11 protein-coding genes and 2 pseudogenes are annotated in these 16,158 nt (G+C 67.8%); 10 read left to right on the forward strand and 3 right to left on the reverse strand.

Annotated elements, in window-relative coordinates:
• The first annotated feature begins 1 nt into the window (after position 1).
• The 6 genes and pseudogenes from treY (at position 2) to treZ (ending at position 8,268) form a co-directional block, all read left to right on the forward strand.
• Positions 2-2,311: a malto-oligosyltrehalose synthase gene (treY, locus tag BTZ20_RS14790; protein ID WP_145982477.1), complete on the forward strand. Its 2,310-nt coding sequence runs from the start codon at positions 2-4 to the stop codon at positions 2,309-2,311.
• Positions 2,312-2,414: 103 nt separating this feature from the next.
• Entirely contained in the window at positions 2,415-3,224 is an 810-nt protein-coding gene (locus BTZ20_RS14795) for a mycofactocin-coupled SDR family oxidoreductase (RefSeq protein WP_077041901.1), read from the forward strand.
• Positions 3,225-3,369: 145 nt separating this feature from the next.
• Positions 3,370-3,666, forward strand: a complete 297-nt coding sequence (locus BTZ20_RS14800; RefSeq protein WP_077041902.1) for a hypothetical protein — start codon at positions 3,370-3,372, stop codon at positions 3,664-3,666.
• A gap of 101 nt (positions 3,667-3,767) precedes the next feature.
• Entirely contained in the window at positions 3,768-5,732 is a 1,965-nt protein-coding gene (locus BTZ20_RS14805; protein ID WP_077041903.1) for an HNH endonuclease signature motif containing protein, read from the forward strand.
• Positions 5,729-6,469 carry a hypothetical protein gene (locus tag BTZ20_RS14810; RefSeq protein ID WP_077041904.1) on the forward strand — a complete coding sequence of 247 codons (741 nt, stop codon included), beginning with the start codon at positions 5,729-5,731 and terminating at the stop codon, positions 6,467-6,469. Before BTZ20_RS14805 ends, BTZ20_RS14810 begins: the two co-directional genes overlap by 4 nt.
• A 61-nt stretch (positions 6,470-6,530) precedes the next feature.
• A pseudogene (treZ, locus tag BTZ20_RS14815) lies at positions 6,531-8,268 on the forward strand (malto-oligosyltrehalose trehalohydrolase).
• On the opposite strand, the gene BTZ20_RS14820 reads toward treZ, so the two are convergent.
• On the reverse strand, positions 8,265-9,791 hold the full coding sequence (locus BTZ20_RS14820) for an MFS transporter (protein WP_077041905.1): 1,527 nt from the start codon (positions 9,789-9,791) through the stop codon (positions 8,265-8,267). The pseudogene treZ and the gene BTZ20_RS14820 sit on opposite strands and share 4 nt — an antisense overlap.
• Positions 9,792-9,896: 105 nt before the next feature.
• Here BTZ20_RS14820 and BTZ20_RS14825 point away from each other — a divergent pair, with 105 nt between their 5' ends.
• The 4 genes from BTZ20_RS14825 to BTZ20_RS14840 all read left to right on the forward strand — a co-directional run bounded on the left by BTZ20_RS14825 (position 9,897) and on the right by BTZ20_RS14840 (position 13,629).
• On the forward strand, positions 9,897-10,457 hold the full coding sequence (locus BTZ20_RS14825; protein ID WP_077043727.1) for a TetR/AcrR family transcriptional regulator: 561 nt from the start codon (positions 9,897-9,899) through the stop codon (positions 10,455-10,457).
• 433 nt (positions 10,458-10,890) lie between these two features.
• Positions 10,891-11,568 (forward strand): hypothetical protein, encoded by a 678-nt coding sequence (locus BTZ20_RS27280; protein WP_077041906.1) that lies wholly within the window; start codon positions 10,891-10,893, stop codon positions 11,566-11,568.
• 59 nt (positions 11,569-11,627) lie between these two features.
• Positions 11,628-12,659 (forward strand): hypothetical protein, encoded by a 1,032-nt coding sequence (locus tag BTZ20_RS14835; protein ID WP_077041907.1) that lies wholly within the window; start codon positions 11,628-11,630, stop codon positions 12,657-12,659.
• Positions 12,660-12,723: 64 nt separating this feature from the next.
• Entirely contained in the window at positions 12,724-13,629 is a 906-nt protein-coding gene (locus BTZ20_RS14840) for a hypothetical protein (RefSeq protein ID WP_077041908.1), read from the forward strand.
• A gap of 55 nt (positions 13,630-13,684) precedes the next feature.
• On the opposite strand, the pseudogene BTZ20_RS14845 reads toward BTZ20_RS14840, so the two are convergent.
• Positions 13,685-15,234 (reverse strand): annotated as a pseudogene (locus BTZ20_RS14845) (APC family permease).
• A 5-nt stretch (positions 15,235-15,239) separates the two neighbouring features.
• A complete protein-coding gene (locus BTZ20_RS14850) occupies positions 15,240-16,112 on the reverse strand; it encodes a universal stress protein (protein WP_077043728.1) in 873 nt (290 codons plus the stop codon).
• Positions 16,113-16,158: the final 46 nt, after the last annotated feature.

The following is a 16,158-nucleotide window of genomic DNA, read 5'->3' on the forward strand; positions in this document are numbered from 1 at the left end:
CGTGCCTGCGATCACCGGGACGTACCGGCTGCAGCTACGCGGGGACGCGTTCACCCTCGACGACGCCAGGCGGTTGGCGGACTACCTCGACGATCTCGGCGTCTCCCACCTGTACCTGTCCCCCGTCCTGACCGCTGCCGCGGGGTCGACCCACGGCTACGACGTGACCGACCCGACTTCGGTGTCACCCGCGCTCGGTGGCCGGGAATCCCTGGTGGCGTTGGCGTCCGAGCTTCGCGGCCGAGGTATGGGGCTGATCGTGGACCTGGTGCCCAACCACGTCGGGGTGGCCGACCCGAGGCAGAACCGCTGGTGGTGGGACGTGCTGATGCACGGCGCCGAGTCCGATTACGCGTCGTTCTTCGACATCGACTGGGCCCAGGGACGATTCGCGATTCCGGTGCTCGGCGACGACGAACCACTCACGGTCGACCGCACCGGTCCGGAGCCCATGCTCGCCTACCACGACCACCGCTTCCCGATCGCGCCGGGAACCGACGGCGCCGACGCGGCGGCAGTGCACTCGCGGCAGGCCTACGAGCTGGTCGACTGGCGTAGCGGCCGCGTCGGCTACCGGCGGTTCTTCACCGTCAACGAGCTGGCCGCGTTGCGCCAGGAGGACCAGGCGGTGTTCGAGGACAGCCACCGCGAGCTCCGGACCTGGGTGTCGGACGGCCTCGTCGACGGGGTACGGATCGATCACCCCGACGGGCTCACGGACCCGCCCGGCTACCTGCGCCGCCTGCGGGAGCTGCTCGGAGCGGCCCGGTGGCTGGTGATCGAGAAGATCCTGGCCCCCGGCGAACCCCTCGACCCTGCGCTCCCGGTGGACGGCACCACCGGCTACGACGCACTTTGCGAGCTGACCGGGGTGTTCCTCGACCAGTCGGGCGAACGGGAGCTGACCGACCTGCACCTGCAGCGCACCGGTGACCGCGGCGACGCCGAATCGCTGCGGCGGTCCGAGCGCGAACTCAAGCGCGAGGTGCTGCGCGGCGCGCTGGCCCCGGAGGTCCGCCGCATGGTCGGCGCGGTCCGGCTCGACTCCGGCACCGACGTCGATCCGGAGACCCTGGCCTCCGCCGCGGTGGAGACCCTCGCGCTGGTCCCCTACTACCGCACCGACTACGGCCCGACGTCCGGTGCGCTCAGCGAGGCGATCGGGGTTGTGTCCGCAGAGCATCCGGAGCTCGCCGGGGCCTTGTCGGCGCTGTCCGAGGCGGTTCGCGCGGACGGCGCGGCGGCGGCGCGGCTGCAGCAGGTGTGTGGCGCCGCGATGGCCAAGGCCGTCGAGGACCGCCAGTTCTACCGGACCGCACGGTTGATCTCCCTGCAGGAGGTGGGCGGCGACCCGGGCAAGTTCGGTGTGTCGGTCGCTCAGTTCCACCTCGCGCAGGCCCGGCGAGCGCGGGACTGGCCTGCCGCGATGACGACTCTGTCCACCCACGACACCAAGCGGGGCGAGGACGTGCGGGCCCGGATCGGCGTGCTGTCGCAGGCGGCGGGACCGTGGACCCGCTCGGTGCGCGCATGGGAGGACCTCACCCCGAGCCCGGACCCCGCCACCGGGCTGTTCCTGTGGCAGACGATGTTCGGGGTGTGGCCGGTCGTCGGTGGCCCGGACGACACGGTGCGCGAGCGGCTGCACGCGTACGCGACGAAGGCCGTGCGGGAATCCGGTGTCCGGACGTCCTGGGAGCGCGTGGACGCGACCTTCGAGTCGCGGGTGCACGCGTGGATCGACGACGTGATCGCCGGTCCGGTTGCGGCGTCGATGTCGGATCTGGTCCGAACCCTCGCGCCCCACGGCCGGATCGACTCCCTCGGGCAGAAGCTGCTGCAGTTGGCCGGGCCGGGCATCCCGGACGTGTACCAGGGCACCGAATTATGGGAGGACTCGCTGGTCGACCCGGACAACAGGCGGCCGGTCGACTTCCGCGTGCGGCGACTGCTGGCTGCCGACCTGCGTCCGGTGTCGGCCGTCGATGCGGTCGCGAAACTGACGGTGACCCGGGCGGCGCTGCGGCTGCGGCGCGAACGCCCGTCGAGTTTCGTCGGTGGCGCCTACTCGCCGGTCACCGCCGACGGCGCGGCGGCCGACCACCTGGTCGGGTTCCGGCGCGGCGAGGACGTGATCGCGGTGGCCACCCGGCACAGCCTCGCACTGTCCCAGAGGGGGTGGCGCGGAACCTCGGTTGCACTGCCGTCCGGCAGCTGGACCGACCGGCTGAACGGCCACGTGTTCACCGGCACAGTTTCGGCCGAAGAACTGTTCGACCAGCTGCCGGTCGCCATGCTCGCCCGCGGCTGACCAGCCTTCATTCCACCCACCGGGATGATTCGGCACACGATGACAGAAATTCGCCTAACGTGATCTGTAACACGTTCACACTGCACGCGGGAGGCTCACAGCAATGGCGAATCGGTTCGAGGGCAAGGTCGCATTCATCACCGGCGCAGCGCGCGGTCAAGGTCGGGCCGAGGCGGTCAAGTTCGCGGAGGGCGGCGCCGACATCATCGCGCTCGACGCGTGCATCGACTTCGACTCGACGCCCTACGCGGGCGCCACCGAGGAGGACCTCGCCGAGACCGTCCGCCTGGTCGAGGAGCAGGGCCGCAAGATCGTCGCCACCAAGGCCGACGTCCGCGACTTCGCCGCCGTCACGGCCGCACTCGACGCCGGCGTCGAGGCCTTCGGTCGCCTGGACTACGTGGTCGCCAACGCCGGCATCTGCTCGGCCGCACTGTCCTGGGAGATCACCCCGGAACAGTGGCAGGAGACCATCGACGTCAACCTGACGGGCGTCTTCTTCACCTGCAAGGCCGCCATCCCGAAGCTGATCAAGCAGGGCGAGGGCGGTTCCATCGTCGTCACCAGCTCGGTCTCGAGCCTCAAGGGCGCACCGTTCTTCGGCCACTACGTCGCCAGCAAGGCCGGCATCGCCGGACTGACCCGCACCATGGCCAACGAGCTGGGCATGCACAGGATCCGCGTCAACAGCGTGCACCCCTATGGCGTCGCCACCGGCATGGTCATGTCCGACGTGCTCCCGCTCATGGAGCGCTTCGCCGAGACGCTCGCCCCCGCCTTCATCCCCTCGCTGCCCGACGGATTCAGCCAGCCCGAGGACGTGGCGAACGTCGTCGCCTTCCTCTGCTCCGACGAGGCGCACCACATCACCGGCATCAACATGCCGATCGACCTGGGCAACGCCGCGCGCTGACCCGAGCCACTCCAACGAACCGCCGACCGGGTGATCCCGGCCGGCGGTTCGTCATTTGCGATGGATCCGCTGAGGTACCGCACACGATTCGCCCGGCGCCCAAGAGATACCAAGGGTTCAAGCGCTCGTATGACAAGGTCTGATCATGAGCGCCAAGGATCATGTCGAACCCGCAGGCGGAAGCAGACCAGCGGCAGACGACGGGCCGTTCACGCTGACGGTTGACGGCGAGACGTTCACCGTAAGGCGTCGTCCAGACGGCGGATGCGCCTACGACTGGGATTCGGGACCGAACGAGGGCTACGGATTCTCCAGCGGTCGCACACGCGTAGTCGGCGACCCGGACGCCGTGGTGCCTCCGCACACGGTTGACGAACATCGCGTTTCGATCCGGGGCTTTCTCAGCATGATCAATCCGGAGACCGGGTACATCGGGGACTGAAGCTCACCGGCGGTACCGATCTCGAGTTGTTCCGGGCCACCGACACCGATCACAGGCCGAAGTCCCGTTTTGTGTCGGACCCCTCACGTATAATCGAATGTATGTTCGAGAACGGTGGCGCGGTCGGGATTGGCGAGGTGGGGTCCGGTGTCGAGGCGGAGGTCGCCTCGTTGCTGGCCGATGTCGCTGCCCTCGACGAGGTGGCCTGGTCCTGCGGGGTGGAGAATCGGTTCGCGGCGCGGAAGGTGTTGGCGGCGGGCCGGTTCTGGGAGTCGTGGATCGAACGCGATGTGCGGTTGGGTTCGGGTGACATCGTCGATTGCGGCAATGGCGCGGTCGCGGAGTTGGCGGTGCGGATGGGTTGCTCGAAGACCGTCGCCGAGTCCTATGCCTCGCTGGGGATGGACCTGCGGTTGCGGCTGCCGCTGACGCGTACGGCGTTCGAGTCCGGTGAGCTGGATCTGCCGCGGGTGCGGGCGATCAGTCGTGAGACGACGGGGCTGAAGCCGGAGACGGTGGCGGCGTTGGAGCCGGGGATCGTGGCGGCCGCACGGCGGCTGACGCCGGGCCCGTTGGCCGGTGAGATCGGCCGGCTCGTCTCGGAGTTTTCGGCGGAGGAGGCGGCCGCGCAACGGGAAACCGCGCAGGAGTTGGGGCGCCGGATCGTCAAGCGTTCCCGCGGCACCATCTCCACCATCGAGGTGAATGTGTCGCCGGAGGAGGCCGAGCAGGTGATGCAGCTGGTCGCGGAGTTCGCGGCCACGGTGTGCCCGCATGACAAGCGTGGCAAGCAGTGCCGGCTGGTGGATTCGGTGATGGCGATCATGCACGGCGAGCCGTACCTGCGCTGCAGTTGCGGGCGCGCCGACTGCACCCAGGCTGGACGGGCGGCGCTGCCGGTTCGGCGGGCGCCGCTGACGCAGATCACCATCGATATTGCGACGCTGCTCGGGTTGCTGTCTGAGCCCGCGTACCTGCACGGGCACGGACTGATCGACCCGGAGCTGGCGCGCAAACTGGCCGCGGACGGAACCTGGCAGGCACTGCTCACCGAGGCACTCAATCTGGCCGAGGAGCTGGGGCTGGTCACCCACCCGGAGGGCGACGACACCGACGGCGAGGGCAACCACCGCGCCGCCGACTGCGAGGGTGTCCACGACTCCGACAATCAGCCGACGGCGGAACCGGTCGACTACCCAACGGGAAGGGTCGGAGCGGTCAATGAGATTGCGCCGGAGTCGAAATCAGCAGACAGGTCAGCTCGGACCGAGGCCGACCCGCCCGAATTCGCTACTCCGCCACCACCGCTACCTCCGCGGTTCTGCGTGCGGTCGTATCTCGCCCGAGGCAGTCGCCGAAAAGCCGGGTACGTCCCCGAATTCGGGGCACTCCCCGTGCCGCGACCCTGCACCGCAACATCCCCGCCGAACGAGCATCAGCACCCGAACTCACCGGGCGGTGAGACACCGCCGATGCCTCCGGGCACGCCGCCCGCGACCAGTATCGGCACCATCACCGACGCGATCCTCGCCGCCATCGAAGCCGACCCCTCCCTCGCCCGACCGGAATATCCCGACGGACACGGCGGCCTCACCACCCCACCCGGCGGCGCCCTCACTTACCGCCCCGACGCCGCCACCACCGCGCTCGTCCACGCCCGCGACGGCCACTGCCGATTCCCCGGCTGCACCCGACCCGCCACCGGATGTCAACTCGACCACATCATCGAATACCGCGCTCACGACCCCATCGCAGGCGGCTGGACCATCACCAGCAACCTGCACTGCCTCTGCCAGTTCCACCACCAACTCAAAACCCTCGGCCTCTGGACCGTCACCGCACTACCCGGCCACGCCCTGCTCTGGACCTCCAGCACAGGCACCACCGCACTCACCCTCCCCACCGGCGCACACGGCAGCCACACCCTCACCACCCCGACCCGCACATCTCCAGCCGCCGCGGCCACACCCCACCACCGCGACCGGCGACGCCACCTGACCCGCCACCGTTCTGACCCCGCGACTCGACCGCGCACAACAGCCGCAGGTGACATTCTGGAGCAGTGAGCGATGACGGGAACTGGCGCGCACGCGGATTGACCCTGTCTGCAGATGCATCTGCCGGGAGCTGGCTGGCCGAGGGCGTGCGCAATTTCGACTACGACGTCGGCTCGCTGGTGCCGGTCGGATTCGAGGCGTACGCAAGGGTGTTTCACCCGGCGGCCCGTCACAGCGGAACCAGGTACGACGACTGCGAACCTGTCACCTGGCGCGCGGTCGCGGAGGCGAATGGAACCACGCCCCACCCTGCCATGGAGTGGGGTTCGATCACCGGCTCGTGGCGGCTCCAGGATCAGGCCGGCGTGTGGAACGACGAACCGAGGAAGGGCCGCCTGCCGGTCGCCGAGGTGCGACTGCTCGCCAAGGCGCTGAGGCCATTTACCACCGCGGCAGAGTCCTGCTGGTTCGCGCTCTGGGAGGGATTCAACGCCGTAGACGTTCCGGCCGATGTCGAGCGGTTGGCGATGCCGGGGCGGCCGATGATCGTCTTCACGGGACCGCTCACCGCTGCCGATGCACGCTTTTCCGTCTTCGACGAGAGTCCCAGCCTCTGGTGGCCCGAGGACCGGGCCTGGTGTGTTGCCACCGACGTCGATCTGATGACCACCTATGTTGGCGGCACCCACGGCTGCATCGACGCGATCGTCGGCGACCCGGATCTCGAGGCGCTGGCTGTCCTCGACACCCAGCGGGTGACCTGGGACAGCGATACCGTCAATCCGCTTCCCGCGCCGCCGCGGTGATGAACACCAGGATCGTCGCGCACCGGCGGCTGGCTTCCGGCATGCTGGGGCAATGACTTCCGTGCAACGTTTCGAGGTCTGGGCACCGATCCCGCAGAAAGTGCAGCTACATCTCGACGGGGAGCTGCATCCGATGTCGCGGGACGAAGACGGCTGGTGGCGCGCGGCTGTCCCCGCGAACCGGGACAGCCGCTACGGCTTCGTCCTGGACGACGATCCCACGGTGCTCCCCGACCCGCGTTCGCCGCGCCAACCCGACGGCGTGCACGCGCCCTCACAGCTGCACGAGGTGGACCCGGACGCCTGGACTGATCGCGACTGGACCGGACGCAGGCTTGCGGGCAGCGTGGCCTACGAACTGCACGTCGGAACCTTCACCCCGAGGGCACCTTCGACGCCGCCATCGACCACCTCGACCACCTCGTGGACCTCGGCGTCGGGTTCGTCGAACTGATGCCGGTGAACGGGTTCAACGGCGAACACAACTGGGGCTACGACGGCGTCCTCTGGTACACCACGCACGAGCCCTACGGCGGGCCCGACGGCCTGCAGCGGTTTGTCGACGCATGCCACGGTCGCGGGCTCGGGGTGATCCTCGATGTCGTCTACAACCACCTCGGCCCGTCCGGCAACTACCTCGACCGGTACGGGCCCTACCTCGCGGATACCGAGAACCCGTGGGGCGCAGCGGTCAACATCGCGGGCCCGTTCTCGGGCGAGGTACGCCGCTACATCATCGACAACGCACTGCGCTGGCTGCGCGAGTTCCACATCGACGGACTGCGCCTCGACGCCGTGCACGCGCTGGTCGATCTGACCGCCACCCACCTGCTCGAAGACCTGTCCGTCGAAACCGAGACGCTGTCAACGCATCTGCGCAGGCCACTGACCCTGATCGCCGAGAGCGATCTCAACGATCCCGCCCTCATCGCGCCCCGGTCAGCGGGCGGTCACGGCCTCGACGCACAGTGGAACGACGACATCCACCATGCCGTGCACGCCGCGGTGTCCGGCGAACGGCAGGGGTACTACGGCGATTTCGGCTCGATCCAGTGCCTCGCCACCACCCTGCGTCAGGGCTTCTTCCACGCGGGACCTATTCCAGTTTCCGGGGCCGTACCCACGGCCGGCCGCTCGATGTGCGGCTCACACCCGCCAGCTCACTGCTCGCGTACACCTGTACGCACGACCAGGTGGGCAACCGCGCGACCGGTGATCGTCCGGGGCGCTACCTGAACCCAGGCCAGCTGGCTGTCAGGGCGGCACTGGTGCTCGGCTCGCCGTACACGCCGATGCTGTTCATGGGCGAGGAATGGGGCGCGCGTACGCCCTTCCAGTTCTTCACCTCACACCCGGAACCGGAACTCGCCGAGGCCACCGCCTCCGGTCGCAGGCGCGAGTTCGCCGAGCACGGCTGGGAGGTCGGCGCGATACCAGACCCGCAGGACCCGCAGACTTTCCTGCGGTCGAAGCTGAACTGGGACGAGATCGCGGCGCCCGAGCACCGTCGCCTTCTCGAGTGCTATCGCGCCCTGATCGCGGTGCGAGCCGCACGATCCGACCTGACCGATCCGTGGCTCGAGCACCTGGTGGTCGACTACGACGAGGACGAGCGGTGGATCGTGCTGCACCGCGGCAGCATTCGGGTTGCTTGCAACCTCGGTCCGGACCCGGTGACGGTCCCGGTCGGCGGCCACCCACTGTTGTGGTGGGAGCCGCCGACCCAGGATGCCACCGGGTCGGCGACCGTCGTCCCCGGACACTCCTTCGCGATCCTCGACGCGGGAAGCACCGACTAGCGCGAGCGCATCATCCGGTACACCAGCACCGCGTTGGCGAAAAGGATGATCGCGGTGGCGGCCGCCGCCACGTGCATGCCGCTGACGAAGGACAGGTGCGCGGAATCGAGCAGCTGAGCTCCGACCATGTCCGGGGCGGACTTGGCGACACCCACGGCGCCGCCGAGGGTTTCCTGAGCGGAGTGAGCGTCGTCCGCGCCGAGCGCCGACACATCGAGCCCCTTGCGGAAGATGGCCAGCACCACGCTGCCCAGGACCGCGACACCCAGTGCGACACCGAGCTCGTACGCCGTCTCGGACACCGCCGACGCCGCACCCGCGCGCTCCGGCTCCACCGAGCCGACCACCAGGTCGGAGGTCAGTGTCAGCGCGACGCCGACGCCCGAGCCGGTCAGCATGAACGCGACGATGAACAGTCCCGCGCCGCCGTCGGCGTGCAGCCACAGCATCACCGCCGCACCGATCGACGAGACCGCCAGGCCGATGCTGAGCACCACGCTCGGCTTCCAACGACGGACCAACCAGGCAGCCGCCAGTGAGAAGATCACGCTCATGGCCGTGCCCGGCAACATCAACAGGCCCGCCTGCAGTGGCGACTTGCCCAGCACCAACTGCAGGTACTGCGACCCGAAGAACAGCACGCCGGACAGCGCGAACACCGAGAGCAGGTTCGTCAACACCGCGGTCGAGAACGCGGGACGAGAGAACAGGCTCAGGTCGAGCATCGGGTTCGGGAGGGTGCGCTGCCGGTGGATGAAGGCCCATCCGGCTGCCACGCCCACCGCACCGATCGCCGCGAGGGCGATGGTCGGGCCGTGCACGACAGACTCCTTGACGGCGTACACCAGCGGAATCATGGCCAGCATCGACAGACCGGCGCTCACGAGGTCGAAGCGGCCCGGGTTGGGGTCCTTCGCCTCCGCGATCACCATCGGACCGACGATGATGAGCACCGCCATCACCGGGATATTGATCAGGAACACCGAGCCCCACCAAAAGTGCTCGAGCAGCCAGCCGCCGACCAGCGGCCCTGCCGCGGCACCACCACCGGCCATCGCGCCCCACACACCGATCGCGGTGGTCCGCTGACGCGGGTTGACGAAGATGGTGCGGATCAGGCCCAGCGTCGCCGGCATCAGCGTGGCACCCGAGATGCCCTGCAGCACGCGGGCCGCGATCAGCATCTCCGGGCTCACCGACCAGGCGGCGATCATCGACGCGATGCCGAAGCCGGCAGCGCCGATCAGCAGCAGCCGACGCCTGCCGATCCTGTCGCCGAGGGTGCCCATCGTGATGAGCAACCCGGCGAGCACGAACGAGTAGACGTCGACGATCCACAGCAGCTGCGTGCTGCTCGGCGCGAGATCCGCGCTGATGGACGGCATTGCCAGGTCCAGGACCGTCGCGTCCACCGAGATCAGCAGTACGGAGAACGCGAGAACGACCAGACCGAGCCAGTCACGGGCGCTCGCCCGCACCTCGGTCGGGTCGAGCGTCGGGCCCTTGCCCGCGATGACAGTCACGATTACTCCCAAAAGTGTTGATTAAAGAAACCGACTGAACCGTCCAGCCGGTACAGTCGCTCACTCAGGTTAGCAGCCAACCGTCCAGCCGGTACAGTGATCCTCGTGACAGACAAGGCGGCAACAGGAACCCGCGACCGCATCCTCGACGCGCTGGAGCGACTACTGCTCGAACGCGGCCTCTCCCAGATCACCCTCGAGGCCGTGGCCGCGGAGGCGGGCGTGTCCAAGGGCGGGCTGCTCTACCATTTCCGCAGCAAGGACGCCCTGCTCGCGGGCATGGTCCGCCGCCTCGGCGAGCGCTCCGACCAGCAGCTCGCGGAGGCGGGCACCTCGGTCTCCGAGTGGTACCTGCAGACCGTGGACGCCAACACCACCAACGAGCTCGCCCTCTTCCAGTCCACGATCGCCGCGTTGCGCTCGGTGGACGGCCAGCCGGGCGAGATCCAGCAGGCCGTCATCGACATGATGCGGTCCTGGGACGAGGGCCTGCGCGCGGAGTTCGACGACCCGGTCCAGGCCGAGATCGTGCGACTCGTCGGCGACGGCATCTACCTCGCGGCACTCCTCGGCCTGCCCCAGCCCGACCCCGAGTTGTATCGCAAGGTCGTTGACCGCCTCCTCGGTCGCGAAACACCAGGCAAGAGCCACACTCTCGACCAATAGGCGCGGCCGGGACCGCCGGTGTGTCGCCCGGCCGAATCGCTTCCCACATTCGGCCACGAGCAGAACAGACCGTCCGGTACTCTCCACGCGGCGCGGCGGTCGCGCAGGTGGGTCTCGAGGGGGAAATCCGGATGGGAAGAGCTGTCAAGCTCATTGTCGGCCTGATCACGACGGCGGTCTTGGCGGCGGGTGCGACGACCGGCATCGCGGCCGCGGAGCCCGCGCCCGTGGACGTCACGCCCGGGACATATCTCATCTTCGACAACCACCGGGATGCCCAGGGCAAGAAGACGCCGGGCGACACCTGCACGCTCGGCGTGGTCGGCACCGATGCGGCGGGACGGAAGGTCGGCATCACCGCCGGGCACTGCAATCCAGGCCCGATCAAGCCGGGCGAGGAGGACAAGCCGTTCAATCTGCCCCAGTTCCAGGGGTGCCCGAGGCACTACACGGGCAGAACATCGCCAGTAACGAGTACGAGGTATGGAGCCGCGATCAGGTGGAGCGCGCCGACGCTCCCCCGATCGGCTGGATCCGCTTCGTCGCACCCGGCAGCGAGAGCACAACCACAAAGACCGACTACATGGTCATCGAGTTCGCCCCACACGTCGTGCTGTGGAGCACAACCCTCGACAAGGACGGCAAGACCGTCCGCAGCACCAACGGCCGGGATCTGTTCAAGGTCAACTCGATTCATCGCGACTCCAGCGGTGCGGTGGCCCTGCCCAAGACAGGCGAGAGCATCGAGAACTTCGGCGCCAGCTCGGACCGCAACGGCGGCGCCATCCGATTCGACGACATCTTCGCCCTGGCGAAGGCGCCGAACAGTGGGACGGTCACCGAGGTCAAGGACGGCATGATCCGCTCGACGGCCCAGTTCATCATCGGTGACTCCGGCGGTCCGGTGGTCATGCGAGGCACGGGCGAGTGGGTGGGGATCGTCAGCGGATCCGACTTGAACTTCGTTCTGGGCCAGTGGGTCAACACCTCCGCCAAGAACATCCTCGACAACCTCAATCCCCGCAACGTCACCGGCAGCGGATTCACGCCGATAGACCGCGAGAGCAACGCGCCGACCGCGGACCCGGCCTGCCCCAGCTCGCTGTGCTGAAGCAAACCGTCGCAGGCAGGCAATCCGTGAATGCACCTGCAGAAGATGGAACAAACCACATGAGGCCTACCACCCGATACCTGATCGGACTGGTTGCCGCGGCGGCGCTGATCGCGGGATCGACAGCGGGGGTGGCGGCGGCTGAGCCGGCGCCGAGCCCGAAGACAATCGGCCCGGGGGCGGGCCTGGTCTTCGTCAACGAGTACGGCAAAGGGAGATGCACCCTTGGCGCCGCCGGTACCGATGCCACCGGACGCAAGGTCGGCATCACCGCGGGCCACTGCCGGATCGAGGAGAAGGTCGACCCGCGGGACATCTGCAAGACGATCAAATCCGATCCCGTGAACGAACCCTGGTATCAGCCCAAGTTCTGGGGACCCGCCGAAGGCGAGCACGTCCTCGGCAATGAGTACCCGGTCTGGGACTGGCGCGACATCCTGGACGACACCTGGGACGCCTCCGCCGACAACTTCGGACTGCTGCCGGGTCGCATGGAGGCCGCCCCCATTGGCTGGATCCGCTGGGTCAACAAGGGCAGCAACGACTGCAGTCTCACCGCCACGACCGATTACATGGTCATCGAGTTCGCGCCACACGTCCGGCTCACCAGCAAGGTGACGGACAAATTCGGAAACGGGGTCCTCAGCACCCTCGGCGGGCGCCCGTTCACGATCAACTCGATCCACCGCGACGCCGAAGGGCAACCGGCGCTACCCGTGCCCATCCGCGACTACGTCGAGACCTTCGGCGCGATGTCCGACCGAAAGCCGGGGACCCTCTTCCCGCCCGAGGAAACCTTCGCCCATGCGCCCAGCTATGGGATGGTCACCGGGGTCGACAACGGTCTCATCCGTTCCTATGCAGGCTTCCGCAAGGGCGACTCCGGAGGACCCGCCGTCATTCGCGGCACCAGCAGGTGGGTTGGGATCATCACCCGAACCGACGTCAACAATGCCCCGTTTGTCATCACCTCGGCCAAGAACATCCTGGCCGACCTGAACTCGCGGGACATCACCGGCAGCGGCTTCACGCCGGTGGACAACGAGAGCACCGCGCTACCCGAGCCCGCCTGCTCCAGCTCGCTGTGCTGACGCGAAGCGGCGTCTGAGGCGGGCGGACATCGATGACTTGCACCACGACAGACAGGACGCATGCATGACGCGCACCACCCGTCTTCTCGCCGGAGCCCTTGCCACTCTCGCCCTCGTATCCGGCCTCACAGCCGGCACGGCTGCCGCCCATCCGGCACCTCAGCCCAAAACCGTCGCTCCGGGGACCCTCCTCGACTTCGACGGCGACAAGAACTGGGGAATCCCGAACGCCGACAAGACCGCTTTCGTCGACGCGCCGAAATCGGGCTTCGTCTGCACTCTGGGAGCAGTCGGCACCGATTCCGCGGGACGCAAGGTCGGTATCACCGCCGGACACTGCAACCCGGGCACCAAACCAGAGGACACAGGTCCGAAGTTCCACGGCGCGCCCCGGGGAGTTCCCATCCTCGAAAACGGCCATCCGGTCTTCGATCGAAGAGACGTCGGCACCATCGACCAAAACCTCCCAGCCCCCGCGCCAATCGGCTGGATCCGCTGGGTGTCGCCCGATGTCGGGTACACCAGCACCACCGACTACATGGTGATCGAGTTCGCGCCACACGTCACGCTGTCGAGCCAGGTCAAGGACGTGGCCGGCAACGACGTGTTCAAGGTCAGCTCGCTACACAAGGACGCAGGTGGAGCGTTGACCTCACCCAAGAACTTCGAATCCGTCGAGAACTACGGCGGGAACTGGAACACGAACATGTACGGGATGGTGTTGAACACCGGGAACGACGGAATGTTCCAGTCCCTGGCGACATTCGAAGCCGGCGACTCAGGTGGACCAGTTGTCATGAAGGACACCAACACCTGGACGGGCATCATCACCCGAACCCGCTACCTCACGATCAATCCGTTCGACTACCCCCAGTGGCAGAACACCTCCGCCAAGAACATCCTCAACAATCTGAACAATGTCACCCCTGCAGGGACCGTCGGTAGGGGTTTCACCATCACCGACAACTGACACCCGCACCGACCCCGAGGGCCCCGCGATCCGCTTCGGATCGCGGGGCTTTCGCCTACCGCCGCGCCTCGACGTCCGCCTCGCCCGAGAGCGCCGGGGTGTCCCTGGTCAGGGTGCGGCCCAGGAAGAAGTCCGGCTGGCGCAGCCGCATGATCACCATCAGCACCGCGCCCAGCAGCAGCACACCGAAGCCCATGAAGAACACCAGCCCGATGCCGCCGATCGATGCGCCGCTGCCGTTGTCCGGGTTCATGCTCTCCCCCACCGAGATCACGAACACCGCCGCCAGCATGATGCCGCCGAGGAGCGGGAACAGGAACTTGAACACGACATTCCTGGCGCTGGTGAAGAGCTCGTGCCGGAAGTACCAGACGCACGCGAACGCCGTGATGCCGTAGTACCAGCAGATCATGATCCCCAGCGCCGCAATGGTGTCCAGCAACGCCCGCTCCGACAGCAACGAGACGACGGTGTAGAAGACCGCCGTCACCACGCCCGCCACCACCGTGGCGTAGGTGGGCACCAGGAAGCGCGGGTTCACCTCGGCGAGCTTGCGTGGAAACGCCCGGTACGCGCCCATCGCCAGCATCGTCCGCGCGGCAGGCAGGAATGTCGTCTGCAGGCTCGCGACCGAGGACGCGAACACGGCAAGGAACAGCAGCATGCCCGCCCAGTGACCGAGCACCGGTTCGGCCAGCGCCCCGAACACGTTCTCGGAGTTGTCCGGATTGCCGAGACCGAGCCCCTCCTCGCCCACCCCGGCGTACATCATCACCGCGACGGCGACCAGCAGGTAGGTCACCAGGATCGACACCACGCACAGCAATCCCGCCCGGCCTGGGGTCTTCTTCGGATCCTTCGACTCCTCGCCGAGGGTGAGGCAGGTGTCCCAGCCCCAGAAGGCGAAGATCGAACCGGTCACCCCGACCACGAACGCCCCGAGGGCGAGCCCGCTGAACGGGTTGAACCAGGACGGGTCGAACGCCAGACCCGCAGGCGCCGAACCCGAAGCCACGTGCACGAACGCGGCGACGACGAAGACCAGGAGCACCACCATCTGAAAGCCGACCAGCACGAACTGGATTCGCTGGCTCGTGGTGATACCGCGGCCCGAGATCCAGGTCGCCACCGCGAGGAAGACGAGGGTGGTGGCGATGTTCACGGCCTTGTGGTCCGCCAGGTCCCGAGCGCCGGTGCGTCGAAGACCCGGGCAAGGAACAGATAGAAGAACTCCACCGCGATCGCGGCCAGGTTGGACAGCACGATGATGGTCGCCATCACCATGCCCCACCCACACATCCAGCCGACGTACGGACCGAATGCCTTGGTGGACCAGGTGAACGACGCGCCGCAGTCGGGCGATTCCGAGTTGAGCTCGCGGTACGCGTACGCGGTGAGGAACATGGGGATGAAGCCGGCGATGAAGATGGCGGGCATCTTCAGGCCGACCGCGGCGACGATCAGGCCGATGCTCGCGGTGAGGGTGTATCCGGGTGCCACGCAGGAGATCCCGATGACCGCCCCCGAGAAGGTACCGATCTTCCCCGGCGCCAGACCCTTGGCGACCAGGCCGCCCGACGCGGGCCGCTCCGCTTGATCGGTCATGGTCGTCAGACCTCCTCTTTCGGCACGACGATCATCGGAACCGGGACGACCCGGAGCATCTTGGACACCGTCGATCCGAGGAACAGGTGACGCGGGCGGGCAAGACGGCTGGAACCGACCATGATCAGATCCCCGTCGCTCCACTCGAGCTTGCTCACCGCCGACTCGACGTTCGCACCGTCCGCGATCACCGAGTCGACCGTGACGTCCTCGGGCAGTCCGGATCTCGCGGACTCGAGGACCTCGGCCGCGTGCGCGATGGCCCGTTGGCGGACCGACTCCGGTGTGTCCGAACGCCTGCGACGGGACATGTCGAGGGGCACCAGCGACACCAGCCGCAGCGGGGCCATCGACCGCCTGCTCACCCCCACCGCCTCCCGCAACAACAGCCCGGCACCCGCGCGGGTTCCCACTGCGCAGGTGACGCTGCGGATCGCCTGCGCGGTCGAATGCCGCATACCCCGCGGTGCGAGCGCCATGGGCAGGTGCGCGCAGTGCAACAGTTCGCCGGTGACCGACCCGATCGAATGGCGCCCTAGCAAACCGTCCCCGGAGGCCCCGATGACGATCATCTCCGCGTCGAGCTCGTCGGCGATGTCGAGCAACCCCTGGGCGAAGGACTCGTTGGAACGCAGGTGGGTCCGAACGGTGATGTCATCGGGAACGGTCGCGCGCGCCTCCACCAGCCATTCCACCGCCTGATCGGAGAGCAGCTCCTCGTAGGCCGAGTCGACGGGGATCCTCGTCGGCACCGGCTCCTCGTCGGGTAGCACCAGGCAGATGTCGATCTCGGCGCCGAGACTGCGGGCCAGCAGAACGCCGAGCGCAAGGCCGTCCGCGCCGCTGGGAGTCGCGAGATACCCCACTACCAATCGCATGTCGGCCACCAATCGTCGGTGAGCGGTCAGGAACTTCAGCGGTGCA

The sequence above is a fragment of the Rhodococcus sp. MTM3W5.2 genome, assembly GCF_001984015.1.
In the GTDB taxonomy this organism is placed as follows: Bacteria; Actinomycetota; Actinomycetes; order Mycobacteriales; family Mycobacteriaceae; genus Rhodococcus_G; species Rhodococcus_G oryzae.

Excerpts from the sequence above, each read along its gene's own strand:
- BTZ20_RS14840 (WP_077041908.1), top strand. The coding sequence starts at position 12,724 with ATGACGCGCACCACCCGTCTTCTCGCCGGAGCCCTTGCCACTCTCGCC.
- BTZ20_RS14805 (WP_077041903.1), top strand. The coding sequence starts at position 3,768 with ATGTTCGAGAACGGTGGCGCGGTCGGGATTGGCGAGGTGGGGTCCGGT.
- BTZ20_RS14795 (WP_077041901.1), top strand. The coding sequence starts at position 2,415 with ATGGCGAATCGGTTCGAGGGCAAGGTCGCATTCATCACCGGCGCAGCG.
- BTZ20_RS14850 (WP_077043728.1), bottom strand. The coding sequence starts at position 16,112 with ATGCGATTGGTAGTGGGGTATCTCGCGACTCCCAGCGGCGCGGACGGC.
- BTZ20_RS14835 (WP_077041907.1), top strand. The coding sequence starts at position 11,628 with ATGAGGCCTACCACCCGATACCTGATCGGACTGGTTGCCGCGGCGGCG.
- BTZ20_RS14800 (WP_077041902.1), top strand. The coding sequence starts at position 3,370 with ATGAGCGCCAAGGATCATGTCGAACCCGCAGGCGGAAGCAGACCAGCG.